Origin of the sequence: Bacillus sp. DJP31 (assembly GCF_049310945.1) — a bacterium.
In the GTDB taxonomy this organism is placed as follows: Bacteria; Bacillota; Bacilli; order Bacillales; family SA4; genus Bacillus_BS.
This window is the reverse complement of sequence record NZ_JBMERO010000030.1, coordinates 23015-42964: the sequence shown is the minus strand read 5'-3', so window position 1 is coordinate 42964 and position 19950 is coordinate 23015. Positions and strand designations below refer to the sequence as shown.

Annotated in this window: 13 protein-coding genes and 10 tRNA genes; 22 read left to right on the top strand and 1 reads right to left on the bottom strand. The window is 39.6% G+C overall.

The features are described from left to right. The first annotated feature begins 68 nt into the window (after positions 1–68). The 20 genes from ACOI1C_RS19375 (at position 69) to ACOI1C_RS19280 (ending at position 16958) form a co-directional block, all read left to right on the top strand. Positions 69–145, top strand: a tRNA-Met gene (locus ACOI1C_RS19375). 43 nt (positions 146–188) lie between these two features. Continuing rightward, positions 189–264 (top strand) — tRNA-Asp (locus tag ACOI1C_RS19370). 73 nt (positions 265–337) lie between these two features. After that, positions 338–413, top strand: a tRNA-Phe gene (locus ACOI1C_RS19365). Positions 414–421: 8 nt separating this feature from the next. Continuing rightward, a tRNA-Tyr gene (locus ACOI1C_RS19360) sits at positions 422–505 on the top strand. A gap of 21 nt (positions 506–526) precedes the next feature. Next, positions 527–600, top strand: a tRNA-Trp gene (locus ACOI1C_RS19355). 29 nt (positions 601–629) lie between these two features. Beyond that, positions 630–705: transfer RNA gene (locus ACOI1C_RS19350), tRNA-His, on the top strand. Between the two features lie 67 nt (positions 706–772). Beyond that, positions 773–847, top strand: a tRNA-Gly gene (locus tag ACOI1C_RS19345). A gap of 2 nt (positions 848–849) precedes the next feature. Next, a tRNA-Cys gene (locus tag ACOI1C_RS19340) sits at positions 850–923 on the top strand. Between the two features lie 6 nt (positions 924–929). Continuing rightward, positions 930–1010, top strand: a tRNA-Leu gene (locus ACOI1C_RS19335). A gap of 263 nt (positions 1011–1273) precedes the next feature. After that, positions 1274–2191 (top strand): nuclease-related domain-containing protein, encoded by a 918-nt coding sequence (locus tag ACOI1C_RS19330; protein ID WP_422512214.1) that lies wholly within the window; start codon positions 1274–1276, stop codon positions 2189–2191. Between the two features lie 3623 nt (positions 2192–5814). Next, positions 5815–6711 (top strand): carbohydrate ABC transporter permease, encoded by an 897-nt coding sequence (locus ACOI1C_RS19325; protein ID WP_422512217.1) that lies wholly within the window; start codon positions 5815–5817, stop codon positions 6709–6711. Next, positions 6711–7538, top strand: coding sequence for a carbohydrate ABC transporter permease (locus tag ACOI1C_RS19320; RefSeq protein WP_422512213.1), 828 nt, complete (start codon positions 6711–6713; stop codon positions 7536–7538). The genes ACOI1C_RS19325 and ACOI1C_RS19320 overlap by 1 nt, the downstream gene beginning before the upstream one ends. Positions 7539–7609: 71 nt before the next feature. Beyond that, positions 7610–8878 carry an ABC transporter substrate-binding protein gene (locus tag ACOI1C_RS19315; protein WP_422512212.1) on the top strand — a complete coding sequence of 423 codons (1269 nt, stop codon included), beginning with the start codon at positions 7610–7612 and terminating at the stop codon, positions 8876–8878. Between the two features lie 103 nt (positions 8879–8981). Beyond that, positions 8982–10790 (top strand): sensor histidine kinase, encoded by a 1809-nt coding sequence (locus ACOI1C_RS19310; protein WP_422512211.1) that lies wholly within the window; start codon positions 8982–8984, stop codon positions 10788–10790. Next, on the top strand, positions 10771–12351 hold the full coding sequence (locus ACOI1C_RS19305) for a helix-turn-helix domain-containing protein (protein WP_422512210.1): 1581 nt from the start codon (positions 10771–10773) through the stop codon (positions 12349–12351). Before ACOI1C_RS19310 ends, ACOI1C_RS19305 begins: the two co-directional genes overlap by 20 nt. Positions 12352–12404: 53 nt before the next feature. After that, a complete protein-coding gene (locus ACOI1C_RS19300) occupies positions 12405–13130 on the top strand; it encodes a ThuA domain-containing protein (RefSeq protein ID WP_422512209.1) in 726 nt (241 codons plus the stop codon). Positions 13131–13152: 22 nt separating this feature from the next. Beyond that, entirely contained in the window at positions 13153–14178 is a 1026-nt protein-coding gene (locus ACOI1C_RS19295) for a Gfo/Idh/MocA family protein (protein ID WP_422512208.1), read from the top strand. Positions 14179–14195: 17 nt separating this feature from the next. Further along, complete coding sequence (locus ACOI1C_RS19290) at positions 14196–15236, top strand: Gfo/Idh/MocA family protein (protein WP_422512207.1); 1041 nt, start codon at positions 14196–14198, stop codon at positions 15234–15236. A 13-nt stretch (positions 15237–15249) separates the two neighbouring features. Then, positions 15250–16218, top strand: coding sequence for a sugar phosphate isomerase/epimerase family protein (locus ACOI1C_RS19285; protein ID WP_422512206.1), 969 nt, complete (start codon positions 15250–15252; stop codon positions 16216–16218). A gap of 666 nt (positions 16219–16884) precedes the next feature. Then, positions 16885–16958: transfer RNA gene (locus ACOI1C_RS19280), tRNA-Gly, on the top strand. Between the two features lie 108 nt (positions 16959–17066). Here ACOI1C_RS19280 and ACOI1C_RS19275 read toward each other — a convergent pair. Then, positions 17067–17732 carry a B3/4 domain-containing protein gene (locus tag ACOI1C_RS19275; RefSeq protein ID WP_422512205.1) on the bottom strand — a complete coding sequence of 222 codons (666 nt, stop codon included), beginning with the start codon at positions 17730–17732 and terminating at the stop codon, positions 17067–17069. Between the two features lie 92 nt (positions 17733–17824). Here ACOI1C_RS19275 and queG point away from each other — a divergent pair, with 92 nt between their 5' ends. Both queG and ACOI1C_RS19265 read left to right on the top strand, forming a co-directional pair. Beyond that, positions 17825–18958: a tRNA epoxyqueuosine(34) reductase QueG gene (gene queG, locus ACOI1C_RS19270; protein ID WP_422512204.1), complete on the top strand. Its 1134-nt coding sequence runs from the start codon at positions 17825–17827 to the stop codon at positions 18956–18958. Between the two features lie 77 nt (positions 18959–19035). Beyond that, positions 19036–19917: an amidase domain-containing protein gene (locus ACOI1C_RS19265; RefSeq protein WP_422512216.1), complete on the top strand. Its 882-nt coding sequence runs from the start codon at positions 19036–19038 to the stop codon at positions 19915–19917. The last annotated feature ends 33 nt before the right edge of the window (positions 19918–19950 follow it).

Below are 19950 nucleotides of genomic sequence, written 5' to 3'. Positions count from 1 at the left end.
ATTTAAATCGGGATGGTCGTTATAACTACATGTTAAGTGCATTGTAGCAATCAAATTAATACTATTATCGCGGGGTGGAGCAGTCTGGTAGCTCGTCGGGCTCATAACCCGAAGGTCGTAGGTTCAAATCCTGCCCCCGCAACCAATTTTACATTAGACCAAAGACTCTTTAATTTTTTTTAGGTTTAGGTCCCGTGGTGTAGCGGTTAACATGCCTGCCTGTCACGCAGGAGATCGCGGGTTCGATTCCCGTCGGGACCGCCATTTTTTATTTTGAATTCTTAGGGTTTAGAAAAGATGACTAAGAATTTTTTTGCTTATTGCAAACCAAAATCATGGCTCGGTAGCTCAGTCGGTAGAGCAAAGGACTGAAAATCCTTGTGTCGGCGGTTCGATTCCGTCCCGAGCCACCATTTTAATTGGAGGGGTAGCGAAGTGGCTAAACGCGGCGGACTGTAAATCCGCTCCCTCGGGTTCGGCAGTTCGAATCTGCCCCCCTCCACCACTTATACTTTAAAAATTAAATAGGGGCATAGTTTAAAGGTAGAACAGAGGTCTCCAAAACCTCCGGTGTGGGTTCAATTCCTACTGCCCCTGCCATTTTTTTGTATTTAAATTTAAATAGTATGGCGGTCGTGGCGAAGTGGTTAACGCATCGGATTGTGATTCCGACATTCGGGGGTTCAATTCCCCTCGTTCGCCCCATTTTTATTTTTTGACAATTTTACCTAATTGGTTGCATATATTATAATTATGAAAATTTAATATTGTTGCGGAAGTAGTTCAGTGGTAGAACACCACCTTGCCAAGGTGGGGGTCGCGGGTTCGAATCCCGTCTTCCGCTCCAACGGCGGCATAGCCAAGTGGTAAGGCAGAGGTCTGCAAAACCTTTACCCCCGGTTCGAATCCGGGTGCCGCCTCCATTATTTGCCTGAGTGGTGGAATGGCAGACACGCCGCACTCAAAATGCGGTGCCGAAAGGCGTGCCGGTTCGACCCCGGCCTTAGGTATTATCTAATAATAAAATTGAACATTTCTAAAAAAAAGGTTTGTAAGTTTAGTCTAAATGACTGAACAAGCAGCCTTTTTTTTTTGATCGTTTCTATAATGTCTATAATCCTGTGCTATTAACCATTTTTCCTTAAATGAGTGAAGTCTAATTAGGCCAAGTTACAGAGTAAAAAATATATCTACTTATTTATACTTGTAAATAGAGCTAATTTTTCATAAGATTGATTTAGAGGAAAATTATTTTAGAAAAGGGATGTGAGATATGATTATAAAACCTCGCTATCAGACATTAGAATTAAAGACAATGAGATCTTTAAAAACTCGAAAGGAATTATCAGTTAAAGAAGAAACCTATTATTTGAACCTTGAGAAAGGCTACCAGGGTGAGCAAATGTTCGACTTATGGATAAATGAACTCTCAGATGATTATCTAATTCTACATGATTTACTGTTTGAAAGTAACCATACAGTATTTCAAATTGACACCTTGTTAATATCAAAAGAAACGATTTATCTTTTCGAAGTAAAAAATTTTGATAAGGATTATTATACTGAAGACAACAAGTGGTATACAATCAATAAAACTGAAATCAAAAATCCACTACTCCAGCTCATTCGTAATGAGTCCTTATTTAGAAGACTTCTCCAAGATATTGGATATAACTCTACAGTCGAATCTACCCTTATTTTTATTAACCCCAATTTTTTCTTATATCAAGCCCCATTGAACATACCGGCAATATTCTCAACACAGCTCGAACGCTTCCAGAAAAAATTAAACTCCAAGCCTTCAAAGCTAAATGATAGACATATAAGATTTGCTGAAAAATTATTATCAATTAGTTTAGAGGAATCACCTTACTCTCGGCTACCTAGTTATAGCTATGAACAACTTACTAAAGGGATAACTTGCAGGTTTTGCCATTCATTTGTTTCTGACTTCAATGAGAGAAGAGTTAAATGTCATGAATGTGAGTGTGAAGAGGAACTCCAAACTGCAATTATAAGATGTGTAGAGGAATATATTACCCTTTTTTCGACTAGAAGAATCACAACAAATTCTATACACGAATGGTGCAAAGGGATTGTATGTAAGAAAACTATTCAAAGAGTTTTAGGAAGGAAGTATAAACTATTAAAACACGGGAGATCCTCTTATTATGTAAATAATACTGATTAGTGAGTAGGTTAAAATAAAAGGTTTTGACTATTTTAGTTTTCTGTTTTTTGTCGAAAGAATTTATGATTTTTCCAATACTTGAAATTATAGGAACTATACGAGATTGTAAGCTATCAGGTTCTACAAATGCAGTCACTAATATCTCTTAATCGAAAAAGGAAGCAATTTGTATTAATCTTCTCAGTCCCGAATAGCTCTTATTGGAGACAGCGAGCGATCTGACTCACACTGCTCAGTCTCGAATGCTCATATTCGAGACAGCGAGCGATCTTAAACACACTGCTCAGTCCCGAATAGCTCATATTCGAGACAGCGAGCGATCTGAAACACACACCTCAGTCCCGAATAGCTCATATTCGAGACAGCGAGCGATCTGAAACACACACCTCAGTCCCGAATAGCTCTTAATCGAGACAGCGAGCGATCTGACTCACACACCTCAGTCCCGAATAGCTCTTATTCGAGACAGCGAGCGATCTGACTCACACACCTCAGTCCCGAATAGCTCATATTCGAGACAGCGAGCGATCTGACTCACACACCTCAGTCCCGAATAGCTCTTATTCGAGACAGCGAGCGATCTGATACACACTGATCCGTCCCGAATAGCTCATATTCGAGACAGCGAGCGATCTGATACACACTGATCCGTCCCGAATAGCACTTATTCGAGACAGCGAACAATCTGAAACACTCTGCTCAGTCCCAAATAGCTCATATTCGAGACAGCGAGCGATCTGACTCACACTACTCAGTCCCGAATAGCACTTATTCGAGACAGCGAGCGATCTGAAACACACTGCTCAGTCCCGAATAGCACTTATTCAAGACAGCGAGCGATCTGACTCACAACCTCAGTCCCGAATAGCTCTTATTCGAGACAGCGAGCGATCTGAAACACACACCTCAGTCCCGAATAGCTCATATTCGAGACAGCGAGCGATCTGAAACACACACCTCAGTCCCGAATAGCTCTTAATCGAGACAGCGAGCGATCTGACTCACACACCTCAGTCCCGAATAGCTCATATTCGAGACAGTGAGGGATCTGATAGACACTGCTCAGTCCCGAATAGCACTTATTCGAGACAGCGAGCGATCTGATACGCACTGCTCAGTCCCAAATAGCACTTATTCGAGACAGCGAGCGATCTGAAACACACCTCAGTCTCGAATAGCTCATATTCGAGACAGCGAGCGATCTGACTCACACACCTCTGTCCCGAATAGCTCATATTCGAGACAGCGAGCGATCTGAAACACACTGCTCAGTCCCGAATAGCACTTATTCGAGACAGCGAGCGATCTGACTAACAACCTCAGTCCCGAATAGCTCAATATTCGAGACAGCGAGAGATCTGATACACACTGATCAGTCTCGAATAGCACTTATTCGAGACAGCGAGCGATCTGACTCACACTACTCAGTCCCGAATAGCACTTATTCGAGACAGCGAGAGATCTGATACACACTACTTAGTCCCGAATAGCACTTAATCGAGACAGCGAGCGATCTTAAACACACTGCTCAGTCTCGAATAGCACTTATTCGAGACAGCGAGCGATCTGATACACACTACTTAGTCCCGAATAGCACTTAATCGAGACAGCGAGCGATCTTAAACACACTGCTCAGTCTCGAATAGCACTTATTCGAGACAGCGAGAGATCTGATACACTCTGCTCAGTCTCGAATGCTCATATTCGAGACAGCCAACAATCTGATACACACTACTCAGTCCCGAATAGCACTTATTCGAGACAGCGAGCGATCTGATACACACTGCTCAGTCCCGAATAGCACTTATTCGAGACAGCGAGCGATCTGACTAACAACCTCAGTCCCGAATAGCTCATATTCGAGACAGCGAGCGATCTGACTCACACACCTCAGTCCCGAATAGCTCATATTCGAGACAGCGAGCGATCTGAAACACACACCTCAGTCCCGAATAGCTCATATTCGAGACAGCGAGCGATCTGAAACACACTGCTCAGTCCCGAATAGCTCATATTCGAGACAGCGAGCGATCTGAAACACACTGCTCAGTCCCGAATAGCTCTTATTCGAGACAGCGAGCGATCTGAAACACACTGCTCAGTCCCGAATAGCACTTATTCGAGACAGCGAGCGATCTGACTAACAACCTCAGTCCCGAATAGCTCATATTCGAGACAGTGAGGGATCTGATAGACACTGCTCAGTCCCGAATAGCACTTATTCGAGACAGCGAACAATCTGATACACACTGCTCAGTCCCGAATAGCTCTTAATCGAGACAGCGAGCGATCTGATAGACACTGCTCAGTCCCGAATAGCTCATATTCGAGACAGTGAGGGATCTGACTCACACTGCTCAGTCCCGAATAGCTCTTATTCGAGACAGCGAGCGATCTGACTCACACTGATCAGTCTCGAATAGCTCATATTCGAGACAGCGAACAATCTGATACACACTGCTCAGTCCCGAATAGCACTTATTCGAGACAGCGAGCGATCTGAAACACACTGATCAGTCTCGAATAGCACTTATTCGAGACAGCGAGCGATCTGATACACTCTGCTCAGTCCCAAATAGCTCATATTCGAGACAGCCAACAATCTGATACACACTGCTCAGTCCCAAATAGCACTTATTCGAGACAGCGAGCGATCTGAAACACCCAGCTCAGTCCCGAATAGCACATATTCGAGACAGCGAGCGATCTGACTCACACACCTCAGTCCCGAATAGCTCATATTCGAGACAGCGAGCGATCTGACTCACACACCTCAGTCCCGAATAGCTCATATTCGAGACAGCGAGCGATCTGATACACACTGCTCAGTCCCGAATAGCTCTTAATCGAGACAGCGAGCGATCTGACTCACACACCTCAGTCCCGAATAGCTCTTATTCGAGACAGCGAGCGATCTGACTCACACACCTCAGTCCCGAATAGCTCATATTCGAGACAGCGAGCGATCTGATACACACTGCTCAGTCCCGAATAGCTCATATTCGAGACAGCGAGCGATCTGACTAACAACCTCAGTCCAGAATAGCTCTTAATCGAGACAGCGAGCGATCTGAAACACACTGGTTGGTCCCGAATAGCACTTATTCGAGACAGCGAGAGATCTGATACACACACCTCAGTCCCGAATAGCTCTTAATCGAGACAGCGAACAATCTGAAACACACTGCTCAGTCCCGAATAGCACTTATTCGAGACAGCGAACAATCTGATACACCCAGCTCAGTCCCGAATAGCTCTTATTCGAGACAGCGAACAATCTGAAACACACTGCTCAGTCTCGAATAGCTCATATTCGAGACAGCGAGCGATCTGACTCACAACCTCGGTCTCGAATAGCACTTATTAGCGATCTGGTACACACTACTTAGTCCCGAATAGCACTTCTGATACTCACTGCTTAATCCCAAAAAGCTCTTATTCAAGAAAATTTGCTTTAAATCTATTCAACACAAGTCAAAATCGTCTCCTAAACAGGTCAATTTAGTCACCCATAAAAGAGAGAGCAGACAGTATAATTTAGGAAAGCGGTTACATTCATTTATAGGTGGTGATATAGGGTGGGTTCCAAACTAGAAGAGAGTGGACAACACGCAAGTTCAGAGATGAAGCGTGCTTCAAGAAATAAGAAGAAATGGAAAAACATTTTAACATATGCAGCTTTTGTAGGACCTGCACTATTATTTTTCCTTGTTATTCAAATTGTTCCTTTTATCATGGGGATCTATTATTCATTTACTTCATGGAATGGTGTTAGTTCTGTTGCTGAATGGGTTGGATTTGAGAATTATATTAAGATTTTGACAACTGATAAGGCCTTTCTTGACTCATTTTTATTCACAACAAAGTTCATGGTAGTTGCTGTAATTATTAGTAATTTAATTGGGTTCAGCTTAGCGTTGTTACTAAATGCGGCTTTGAAATCGCGTAATCTATTACGAACAGTGTTTTTTATCCCGAACGTTATTGGTGGACTATTACTGGGCTTTATCTGGCAGTTCATTTTTGTAAAAGGTTTTGCTTCGCTCGGTAATTTGACAGGTATTCCTTTTTTCAAAATGCCTTGGCTTGGAGATGAGACGACGGCATTCTGGGGAATTGTTATTGTATTTGCATGGCAAATAAGTGGTTATATGATGGTTATCTATATTGCTGCTTTACAAGGTGTAGATAACTCTCTATTAGAAGCTGCGAGAATTGATGGAGCTTCTAACTGGACTCTATTAACGAGGATTATTATTCCGTTAATTTTACCAGCCTTTACAATTTGTTTATTCCTAACAATTTCGATGGCGTTTAAGATTTTTGATTTAAATATCTCGTTGACAGGTGGGGGACCATTTAACTCGACTTCATCCGTTGCAATCAATATTTATCAAGAAGCTTTTCAAAACAATCGATATGGGTTGGGAACTGCAAAGTCGATCCTATTCTTCTTAGTTGTTGCAATCTTTACAACCGTTCAAGTGTTAATTACGAAGAAGAGGGAGGTTGAGGCATAATGAATGAGAAGTATACTAAAAAAACGTTTGGTCTTGAGATCATCGGTATCCTACTCGCCATCGTTTTCCTCATTCCCTTCTACTTTGTTCTTATAAATTCAGTGAAGGGCTTTGCTGAGATTCTTATTGATGCAGCCTCTTGGCCAAAGGAAGTTCTGTTTTCGAACTATGCAAAGGTTTGGGAAATCATTAATTTTCCAAAAGCATTTTGGAATTCCCTACTTATAACGGTCTTTAGCAACATTGGTCTTGTGTTGATCAGTTCTATGGCTGCATGGAAGATGGTTCGGACTCCAGGGAAGATAAGCAAGTTTCTGTTTATCCTCTTTGTAGCAGCAATGGTTATTCCATTCCAAACGGTAATGATTCCACTCATGAAGGTTGGTGGGACATTAGGAATTATGAACAGCATCCCTGGTCTTGTTATTATGTATTTTGGCTTTGGAGTACCGCTTTCTTTATTCCTGTATCATGGATTTGTGAAAACGATTCCATATGAGATTGAAGAATCTGCGAGAATTGATGGATGTAGCCAATTCGGTGTGTTTTGGAGAATTGTATTCCCATTATTAAAACCAATAACGGTTACAGTCGTTATTTTAAACACTCTATGGATTTGGAATGACTACTTATTACCACTACTCGTGCTTCAGGATGCTGAGCTAAGAACCATCCCATTAGCAACGAGCTCATTCTTTGCACAGTACACAAAACAGTGGGATATGGGACTTGCCGCTCTTGTGCTTGGAATAACGCCAGTCGTCATTTTCTTCATCTTCTTACAAAAGCATATTATTAAGGGTATTGCTTCAGGATCTATTAAGTAGTTATAAAGTTTTTGTGGTTATCAACTACAAAAATTTATATATAAAAAAATATCAAGGGGGAAAATACTAGTATGAAAAAGTTTAGCTTACTTTTCTTTTCAATGTTATTAGTAGTAGGTATTTTCGCAGGCTGTTCAACAGATGGCGGAGAGAAGCCAGGTTCGGGTTCAAGTGATGAAGAAGTAACACTTAATTTCTTCCAGTTTAAGGTTGAAATTGCAGAACCACTTCAAGCAATGATTGACGAATTCGAAAAAGAAAATCCAAATATCAAAGTTAAGCTTGAAACTGTTGGTGGTGGAGCTGACTATGGTGCTGCATTAAAAGCGAAGTTTGCTTCTGGTGAAGAGCCTGACCTTTTCAACAATGGTGGTTTCAAAGAACTTGAGCTTTGGAAAGAAAAATTAGCAGACCTTTCAGAAGAGCCTTGGGCTAAAAATGTATTACCAATCGGTAAGGTACCAATGACTGATGCTGATGGTAAGCTTTATGGTATGCCAGTAAACCTTGAAGGATATGGATTTATTTATAACAAGGATTTATTCGAAGAGGCTGGTATTACAGAAGCTCCTAAAACTTTAACTGAGCTTAAGGATGCAGCAGCTAAGCTTGAAGCTAAAGGGATTACTGCTTTCTCTGCAGGATATGGCGAGTGGTGGGTAATTGGACAGCATTTGTTAAATATTCCGTTTGCACAGCAAGAAGATCCAATTGCTTTTATCGAAGGTTTATATGATGGATCACAGAAAATTGTTGGAAACGAGCAGTTTAAACAATTCAAAGAAGTTCTAGATACAGAGATTAATTTTGGTAACGCTAATCCATTAACTACAGATTACAACACACAAGTTACACAATTTGCATCTGGACAGACGGCAATGCTTCAACAAGGAAACTGGACTGAAAACATGATTACTGAAATCGATCCTGAGATCAACATGGGCTTCCTTCCAATTCCAATTAACGACGATGCAGAGGCTAACAGTTTACCAGTAGGTGTTCCGAATAACTGGGTAATCAACAAAAACTCAGAGAACTTAGAGGAAGCTAAGCTATTCTTAAATTGGATGGTATCTTCTGAAACTGGAAAGCGCTATATCACAGAGGAATTTGCTTTTATTCCTGCGTTTGATAATATTGAGCCAAAAGGTTTAGGTTCATTAGGTCAATCTATTCTTGAATACTCTAAGGATGAGAAGACAATTCCTTGGACTTGGTTCAGATGGCCAGATGGTGCAAACAAAGAGTTTGCAGCAACAATCCAAGAATATGCAGCTGGAAAAATCGACTATGACACTGTTTTAGAAAAATTCCAAACTACATGGGATAATTTAAAGTAACATTTAAATTTCCTGTAAATAACAAGGTAGAAAGCATGTCTATACCAAGACGTGCTTTCTGCTTTATACTGTTTAAAAGGTTTATTGCATGGGAGGTAGATGGATGTTTAAGAAAAGTATAAGAAACAGGTTGATCATTCTATTACTCCTTGCAACCATATTACCCTATGGAACTTCCATGATTGTTACCTACATACATACGAAAGAATCCTTGGAAAATCGAGTCGTTCAAGAGAACATTAATCTCCTTTATCAAGGGAAAGTTAATCTTGAAAGCTACATAAATGAACTGAATGGGTTAACATTGTCACTATATAATAATCCCGATTTTATGAATTATATGAGATCACCTAATCAAGAGAATAATTATGAAACTGTAGGAATCGTGAAAAATGTTCTTCAAACTATCCTTTATGCTGAAGAAAATATTGAGCGTGTAAACATTACTTTTGCCGAGGGTGGGCGAGTGATTTCAGCATCTAAACAATCTACTGTTGTCTTTACGAATACTAAGGAGAGTATAAATAAAGATTATTATTTAAAAGCAAAGGACAGTCCGTTCAATTTGTATGTAGAGCCCATGCATGTACAGTATGAAGATTCACTAAAACAGCCGAAGAATATAATTGCTATTCACCGCTCATTGACTAATATTCCTTCAAATGAGGTGCTAGCATACATATCACTCGAAGTTTTACCTGATAGAATCTATAAATTAAGCCGAAATCTTTACAACAATCTTACAGAAGAATTCTTCATTCTATCATCTGATGGTGAAGTAATTTATAGCTCTAATCGAATCGCTTCAAAACGTGAGAATATGCAACTGTGGATTGAAAAGATACTTCACTCTGATTCTGAGAGTGGGACGATTGAATGGAAGAAAGATACCTTCAACGGGGTCATGATGTATAATCAAATCCCAGAATCAGCTGGTGGATGGATCCTCGTGAAAAGGGTGCCTTATGATACTCTTTATGAAAGTGCAATCAATGTTACCAAAATCAACTTTATGTTTGGAGTCATTGGTTTAATGCTAGTCATTTTGGCAACTACGTTTGTCACGTTTAAAATTACTTCTCCGATTAGAATTCTTTTGCAAAATATTCAGCAGGTTGAAGAAGGAAATATGAAGGTTCAATTCGAATCGTTAGGTAACGATGAGATTGGTATACTAGGGGACCGTTTCAAGCAAATGATTGAAAAAATTAATCTATTCATTAACAGAGAGTACAAGCTTGAATTAGAAAACAAAACGAACCAACTGAAAGTACTTCAATCTCAAATCAATCCACATTTCTTATATAATGCCTTACAATCAATTGGTACAGTCGCTTTAAAGAATAATGTTCCGCAAATCTATACTCTTGTTACACATCTTTCAAAAATTATGAGGTATGGGATGAACATGAAGGATAATATGGTACCTTTAATAAAGGAAATTAATTATACGAAGGCTTTTCTTTTATTACAGAAGGAGAGGTTTGGTGAAAATTTAGAGTATTCGATTGAGGCTGAAGAAGAAATTCAAAACGTATTTGTCCCAAAAATGATATTGCAACCTATTATAGAAAACTATTTTAAGCATGGCTTTGATATTCGTGATGGATTAGGGAAAATTACGATGGAGTGCAAGAGGGAGGGTGGATATTTGGTCATTAATGTAATCGATAATGGTGTGGGAGTCACGGAAACACGTCTTAAAGAGATCCAACAGCATTTTGAGGACGAAGATAGTACGCGAGAAGGTATAGCAACAAATATAGGGTTAAAGAATGTGTATGTTCGTTTGAAGCTTTATTATGAGAACTTAGCGACATTACAGCTCGAAAATCAAGAAGGAGGCTTCTTGGTGAAAATAAGGCTTCCATTAAGTGAGGAAGGCGGTAAAAATGAAAGCCATTATAATTGATGATGAGAAGCATGTCCGGGAAGGTCTACTTCTTTTAGCAGATTGGAACAAGTATGATATTGATACGATCTACGAAGCAGAAGATGGAGAGGAAGCAATTAAGCTCATAACCTTGCACCAACCTGAGATTATTTTTACAGATATGAGTATGCCAAGAGGAGATGGTATTAGTCTCTTGAAATGGATTCATTCATCAAATATGACGAGTAAGACCATTGTAATAAGTGGGTATGACGATTTTGAATACATGAGAAATGCCATTCATTATAAGAGCTTTGATTATATCTTAAAGCCGATTGATCCCGAGGTATTAAATGAGACATTAGAGAGGGCAGTTAAGGAATGGAATAACCAAGCTCTTACTAGAAGGTCTATGCTCGAGGAAAATAAGGTAATTAATGAGGTAAAGCCAATGTATTGGGATCGGCTGTTCTCAGGGATTCTTACGAAGTCCCAAATTCCAATTTCGATATCTGATAAAATTAATAATCAATACTTTGTTATGATTTCAAAAGAGCAGTATTCAATTGCGGTCATTCCACTTGATGAAGTAATTATGAAACAATTTCAAGGTGATGTGGATCTTGCTTTTTTTACAGTGAGCAATATTTGTAACGAGCTGCTTAACAAGGATAATTATGGGGTTGCGTTTCGGAATATAAATAAAGAACAAGAGCTGGTCTTATTGTTTTGGAAGCAAAATACGATTCTCATGTTGGTTGAAGAAATTTTTTCATTAATTTCCCAATTCACGAAGGTTCATTGTACAATTGCTTTAGGAAAACAATTGGGTTCTCTACCTGAAGCATATGAATCAGCACAACATGCATTAATGAAGCATGATTTAGTACATAAGAAAACGATTGTTACGTATAAGGATGTTAGCTATCAACCAACCTTGCATCTTTTAGATTATTCTCAGGAATTTAAATGGGCAATTCAAAGTGGAAGTATGGAGCAAGTTGATACTATTTTACAACGCATCTTTCAGTCTTTTGAGGATTCGACAAACTGTTTGACACTTGAACAGATTGAACACTGGGAAAATGAGTTTAAGCTCCTTCGAAAGAGTTGGTTAAAGGAATATGAAATTCCCGAATCCATCCAATTGTATTTTGGAATGAATTATTGGATGGAAGATGGTGCCTTCTCCTACCAAAGATTTAAAGGAGAAAAGAAAAAAGAATTTTATGACTTACTTTCCACTTTATCTGATGTTAAATATAAAAAAGAAAAAAACAACATGCAGAAAATTGAAGAATATTTGCGTCATAATTACCAGCAGGATATAAATCTACAAGAGATTGCAGATCGCTTTTATCTAAGCAGAGAATATATATCAAGGAAATTTAAGCAAGAATTCCATGAAACGCTCACAGATTATTTAACAAAAATACGAGTAGAAAAAGCAAAAGATTTACTAGAGAACCCTCACTTAAAAATTTATGATATAGCGTATCAGGTCGGGTATCAAAATGAAAAGTATTTTAGCAAGGTGTTTAAAAAATCAACAGGACAAACACCCAATGAATACAGAAACTCATTAGCTATAAAACAATGAACAAGCTAAATTGTAAAATACCAAAATAACTATAAATCAATGGAGGTCATATTATGTTAAACGTTACTGTGTGGAATGAAAATCGTCATGAGCAAAAAAATCCGAAGGTGAGAGACGTTTATCCTGAAGGAATACATGGAGCCATTGCTTCGTTTTTAGGGGAGGAGCAATTTAGTGTAAGAACAGCAACACTAGATGAGCCTGAACACGGTCTCTCAGATGAGGTGCTACAGGAGACAGATGTACTCGTTTGGTGGGGGCATATTGCTCATGATGAGGTCAGTGATGAAATCGTTGAAAAGGTGAAACAGCGTGTACTTGATGGAATGGGACTGATCGTTCTTCATTCGGGTCATTTTTCAAAGATTTTCAAAACACTTATGGGAACTTCATGTGACTTAAAGTGGCGCGAGGCTGATGAAAGTGAACGGATTTGGATTGTTAATCCGAGCCATCCGATTACGGAGGGTCTAGGGGAATACATAGAGCTAGAGAAAGAAGAAATGTATGGTGAACACTTTGATATACCAGCACCCGATGAACTTGTCATGGTAAGTTGGTTTGAAGGTGGGGAAGTCTTTAGAAGTGGTTGTACGTTTAGCCGAGGAAACGGTAAGATTTTTTACTTCCGACCAGGTCATGAAACATATCCAACCTATTACAAAAAGGAAATTCAACGTGTGATCATTAATGCAGTAAAGTGGGCAAAGCCTACATTGCGTTTGAGACCAGTTTATGGAAATGCAAAACCACTAGAAGAAATTAAAGCAAAAAACTAAGGGGTAAAGGGAGGATTCATTTATGGAGAAGATTAAAGTAGGCGTTATCGGTTGCGGAAGTATTGCCAAGCATCGTCATCTTCCAGAGTATGGTCAAAATGTACAGGTAGAGATTGTAGCAGTGTGTGACATAGTAGAGGAAAGAGTGAATGAATTTGCCAGTCAGTATGGAGCGAAGCCTTATACAAATTATGAGGAATTACTAGCTGACCCAAGAATTGACGCAGTGAGCGTTTGTACACCGAACTACCTACATGCTCCACTTTCAATTGCTGCTTTAAACGCAGGAAAGCATGTCTTGTGTGAAAAGCCAATGGCAACGTCACGTGAAGAAGCAGAAAACATGATTGAAGCCGCAAAGAGAAACAACAAAAAGCTTATGATTGCTCACAATCAACGTTTCGTTCCATCCCATCAAAAGGCAAGACAGTTCATTGCAAATGGGGACGTAGGAAAAATCTATAGCTTCCGTTCAGCGTTCGGTCATGGTGGTCCAGAGGGCTGGAGTGCAGATGGAAAGGACAGCTGGTTCTTTAAAAAGGAAGAAGCGTTCATTGGGGCAATGGGTGACCTTGGTGTTCATAAAACAGATTTATTACGCTATTTGTTTGGTGAAGAATTTGTTGAGGTGGGTGCGTTTGTCGAAACAAGCGCGAAGGAAAATGCGGATGTTGATGATAATGCTGTTTGTGTCTTGAAAACAGAAAGTGGAATTATCGGTACGTTAGCGGCAAGTTGGTCCTATGTTTCAAAGGAAGATAACTCGACAATCATTTATGGAGAAAAAGCAATCTTGCGACTAGAAGATGATCCCAATCATTCTTTAATTGTTCAGTATAAGAACGGGGAAGTTGTGAAGTTCGAGCTTGGTGGAATCCAAACGAATGATTCAGGTGGACAAAAAAATACTCAGGTTATTGATCAATTTGTGAGCTCTATTTTACACAATACAGAGCCTCCTGTTACTGGGCAAGAGGGCATGAAATCTCTACAAGTCGTGTTATCAGCACTTGAGTCAAATGAAACAAAACGTATTGTTAAATTCTAACCCTGAGGTGTAAGTGAATGACAAAATTAAGGATGGGGCTAATCGGGGTAGGAGGAATCGCACAAGGTCGTCATATCCCGACCTTTTTAAAGCTTTCCGATCAAGTCATAATTGAAGCAATTAGTGATGTAAATGAAGAGGTAGCGAAGTCTGTTGCTGAAAAATTCAGCATTTCAAAAGTGTATTCAAATTATCGTGATATGTTTAATGAGGTTGATGCGGTAACAATTTGCACACCCAATAAATTTCATGCTGAGATTACGATCGCTGCACTTGAAGCAGGAGTCCATGTACTGTGTGAAAAACCGATGGCGATGACAACAGAAGAATGCCAGGCGATGATTGCTGCTGCAGATAAGTCTGGTAAGGTATTATCTATAGCCTATCATTACCGATTTATGAAAGATTCACAAGCTGCTAAACGTGTAATCATAGAAAATGAAATTGGTGCTCCAATTGTTGCTCGGGCAAGAGCACTTAGAAGACGAAAAGTTCCCGGTTGGGGTGTATTTACCAACAAAGAGCTTCAAGGTGGAGGAAGCTTAATTGATTATGGATGCCACTTCCTAGATTTATCTCTTTGGCTGTTAGGTAATCCTGAGGTAGTTGAAGTTATGGGGACAACTTATAATCAATTGAGTAAAATGCCAAACCAAGTAAATGAGTGGGGGGTGTTTAACCACGAGACATTTGAAGTAGATGATCATGTGACAGCTTACATCAAGTTTGCCAATGGTGCATCTATGTTGTTTGAGACATCTTGGTCGGCTAATATCAAGAATGACGAAGAAAGTGTGAGTATTTCTGGTTCAACAGGCGGTATTGATTTATTTCCGTTTCAGATGAATCAAGCGAAACATGGAATGCTCTTGAATAGTGAGTCAGCGTTTGTTCCTGGAGAAGATGATCCAAGTTTACCTCAGGCTCAAAATTTTGTTAATAGTTGTTTAGGACTTGAAGAGCTAGTTGTAAAGCCACAAGAAGCCTTACAAGTATCTAAGATTATTGATGCTATTTATAAAAGTAGTGAAACAGGAGAGAGTATTAGACTGAAATAGGAGGAATGCTTTCATGAAACTAGGTGTATTTGCGGTATTATTTTCACAAAAGAATGTAGATGAAATGCTAGATTATGTAGCTTCGGCAGGTTTAAATGCTGTGGAAATAGGCACGGGTGGATATCCAGGAGATGCTCATTGCCAAATTGACGAACTGTTAGAAAGTGAAGAGAAACGGAATGAGTACCTGGAAAAGTTTACATCTCGTGGATTAGTTATTAGTGCTTTTAGCTGTCACGGAAATCCAATCTCTCCAGACAAAAGCTTTGCTGAGGTTTCTCATCAGGCATTAGTGAAGTCCATTAAACTAGCAAGCTTAATGGGTGTCCCTGTGGTCAACTGTTTCTCTGGAACAGCAGGGGATCACGAAGGGGCAAAGCACCCAAACTGGCCGGTTGCTCCATGGCCAAATGAATTCGGTGATATTCTGAAATGGCAATGGGAGGAGAAACTAATCCCATATTGGAAGGAAGTTGGACAGCTAGCCAAAGACCATAAAGTCAAAATTGGTCTAGAGCTTCACGGTGGATTTCTAGTACATACACCTTATACTCTTCTTAAGTTACGAGAAGAAACCTGTGATGCAATTGGTGCAAACCTTGACCCGAGTCATCTTTGGTGGCAAGGAATTGATCCAGTTGGAGCTATTAAAATCCTTGGAAAAGCCGGGGCAATTCATCATTTCCATGCAAAGGACGCCTCTATTGATCAAGATAACGTCAATATGTACGGCTTAACAGATATGCAGCCTTATGGAAATATTCAAACAAGGGCATGGTCCTTCCGTTCTGTTGGTTGTGGTCATAGTCTCGCTGAATGGTCAGATATGATGAGTGCACTTAGAACGTACGGGTATGATTATGTTGTAAGTATTGAGCATGAGGATCCAATCATGTCAATTGAAGAAGGTTTTGCGAGAGCAGTGAAGAACCTAAAGTCGGTATTAATAGAGGAACAGCCAGGGGATATGTGGTGGGTTTAAAATAAGAATAACATTGAAGCACTTTAGATATATCTAAGTGCTTTTTTCTACTAAAAAAATATATATTTTCACCTTAATTTGTGCTGCATCTGTAAGGGGGAAGTGAGTTTTTTTAGGGAATTTTTGTTTAATTTCTGATAAAAGTGGTGTTTCGGTTAATAAGATAGAATTTCGGCCCATAAAAATGAGAAACGGTTTATATATCCTGATTTCGGACGATATAAGTTAGATTTCCGCTCATATTTTAAATTTGGCTACATACCAACTATCAATTCCTATTGAAAGCTAGTCTCTCTAGTGAGTTTCTACCATTTTTCGCATGAAATTAAAACAAATGATAAGAAAAAGAATGGTATTTAGTCTATTCAAGCTGAACGAAGAATCTTCGTGTGGAGTGGTCATGCAATGTGATCTTGTTAGGGGAAATCGGATTTTCTATCGAGGTGGGCAAATTTACATGAGGATAAAGTGATCAGATGACTTGAGATCAAATAACAAGAATAGAACTGAGTGGGGTAATTAACCTCACTCAGTTTTTAATACTGCTCATTATAAATGTGATGTGTTGATATAAAACCAATGAAATTCGACAAATTTCCCGAAAAGCTGTTGACCTCTTCTTTAATCATGTGTATGATAAAGGAGTTCGACAAATTTCGATTCAATGCGGGTGTAGTTTAATGGTAAAACCTCAGCCTTCCAAGCTGATGTCGTGAGTTCGATTCTCATCACCCGCTCCAAAATCGTTTACAACGCAGTGGTTCGTTTCAGTAGAAAACGAGCTATTGCGTTTTTTATTGAATCTAGCTTCAGAACCTTGCTAGAAAGGCACTTATGCACTTATTCTATTATTGTTTAATTGAACAATCCGCACTACCTCCATTAATCTGGGTAAACATATTACTCATGGCATGTAGTAATTTAGCACATTCTTCCGTTTGCATAGAAGGTCGTAAATAGACAATCTGGAAGGCAGAAGTGGTTTCTTCGGTTACAGCTGTCCGCTTCGAATCCACATAGGGACTGCCAAATGGACCTTCTTTGTCGATGCTAACTAGTTTGCCAGAAGCATCAATAACACGATTATTCAACGCATCATAGTATTCATTTTCAGTTCCGAGTCTAATTTCAATGTCTCCATTAATTTTATCAAGGTCATAAATCCCAATGGGAATGCCATACTGAATAGAAAAGAAGTTATTAATATCTGCTGCTGAATGGATGGTCGTCAGAAATTGCCGCTTTGCCACACGTCTTACGATTGCCTCATGGGAGGGTCTATACTTACTCGGATCCATTCCTAGCCATTTGAATACACTCCTCCACTCACTTACACCGACATATTCAGTTAGAGGCATAGCTTCTAAATCAAGCGCAATCGATTCTTGGAATAACTGAAGTCTTCCTTTTAGCATTTGAGGGGAAGAGCCAATTGTAATATCCTTATAAGTAATTAACCCAATTTTAAAGGTTGGGATCTTTTGTGTGATTTCCTTACTAATACTTAGTTCCATGGATAAAACCTCTTTCTAGATATGGTATATAAGATATGTTACTATTCACTATATAATTTACAAGAAAAGTAATCAAGAAAGGAGTGAGTAGCGTGGACATCCGTCAACTTCAGGAAGAGCTCATTCAATATAGTAAAGAAATTGGGATTGATAAAATTGGGTTTGCTAGTGTTGCCCCCTTTTCAGAATTAAAGGAACGTCTAATTCGTCAGCAGGAGCTCGGGTATCAATCTGGCTTTGAAGAGCCTGATATTGAAAAGAGGTCAAATCCTGAGCTGGTGCTTCCACAAGCTAAATCAATCATTGCCATTGCATTGGCTTATCCATCGAAGCTGAAAAATGCTCCTAGAAGCACCAAGACTGAAAGACGCGGTATATTTTGCCGAGCCTCATGGGGAGTTGACTACCACCATGTGCTACGGGATCGTCTTAGCAAGCTCGAAGGCTTTCTACTAGAACGTGTTCCGAATTCAAGGATGAAGTCTATGGTTGACACTGGTGAGTTATCAGACCGAGCTGTTGCAGAACGTGCTGGTATTGGCTGGAGCGGGAAAAATTGCGCCACGATTACTCCTGAATTTGGTTCATACGTGTATTTAGGCGAGATGATTACGACCATACCATTTATTCCAGATCAACCTATAATAGATCGTTGTGGAACATGTACAAAGTGTATTGATGCTTGTCCAACTGGAGCTCTAGTACAAGGTGGCCAGCTGGATTCAAATAAATGCATTGCCTTCTTAACCCAAACAAAGGGATTTCTTGCCGATGAATACCGTGTAAAGATAGGCAATCGTTTATATGGCTGTGACACGTGTCAAACCGTTTGTCCTGAGAACAAGGGAAAGGATTTTCATTTACACGAGGAAATGGAGCCAGATCCAGAACTTGTTAAACCATTGTTAAAGCCTTTATTAACGATTACTAATCGTGAGTTTAAAGAACGCTTTGGACCGTTATCAGGATCATGGCGTGGAAAAAAGCCTATCCAACGAAATGCAATCTTGGCACTCGCTCATTTTAAGGATGAAACAGCAATACCAGAGCTTACACAAGTGCTATTAGAGGATACTCGTCCTGTACTAAGGGGAACTGCTGCTTGGGCGATTGGGAAAATTGGTCAAGAGGATAGTCGAACTATCTTATTAGATGCCAGAAAACGAGAAAAAGATTTAGAGGTACTTTCTGAAATTGAGAAGGGTTTACGCTTGCTAGAGACATAATGTATTCATGATTTTCCCATTCAACTCATACCATCTAGAGAGTATCTAATGAATCGGAGGTGGTGGATAACATGAATATAAAAACGATTTTACTAGATTATGTTTCAGCACGTGCAAACTATCACGTCGGAATTCAGTCCGATTTTGAGTTAGCAGCTCATGCAGAGTTTACGTGTAGACAAGTTCTTTTACAAAAAAGACAAGCAAGCGTCGTAAAGAGCCATGGTATTTGTCAAATCAATTCATTGAAGGAAGTTGGAGAGGCTACACACGTTGTATATACGGTCTATTTTAAAGACTTACTAAAACAACAAAACCAATTTTTCAATGAAGAATATGAAGAGCAAAGAAAAGTCGTTATTCAACATGGTGAAATTTTGAGTGATGTGCTAATGTCACAGGTATACCAGGACAAAGAAGATTATGTATATCAGTTATCCCACTCTATTGCAAATGACAGAGCCCCCTTTGTTTACGACAGGCGTGAAGCAGTGAGGTACGCGGAGCAGTGGTGGGATTCATACAACCCCAACTATAAAAAGTTTGAAGTAGACTGCACGAACTATGTGTCTCAGTGCTTACATGCTGGTGGTGCTCCAATGACAGGTTCCCCGAATCGAAACAAAGGCTGGTGGATGAAGAATAATTCATGGAGTTATAGCTGGTCAGTTGCACATGCTCTTAGATGGTATTTAGGTAGCTCTAAATCAGGACTCCGAGCCGTTGTCAAAACGAGTGCAAAAGAACTTATGCTCGGTGACGTGATTTGCTATGATTTTCAAGGTGATGGACGATTTGATCACAATACAATCGTTGTCGCAAAAGATGCATTTGGCATGCCCCTAGTTAATGCACATACGACAAACAGCCGAATGCGCTATTGGTCTTATGAAGATTCAACCGCCTATACGCCTAACATCAAATACAAATTCTTTCACATTACGGATGGAAATTCTTAAGACGAGGAAATTTTCCCGTCTTTTTTGATTTTT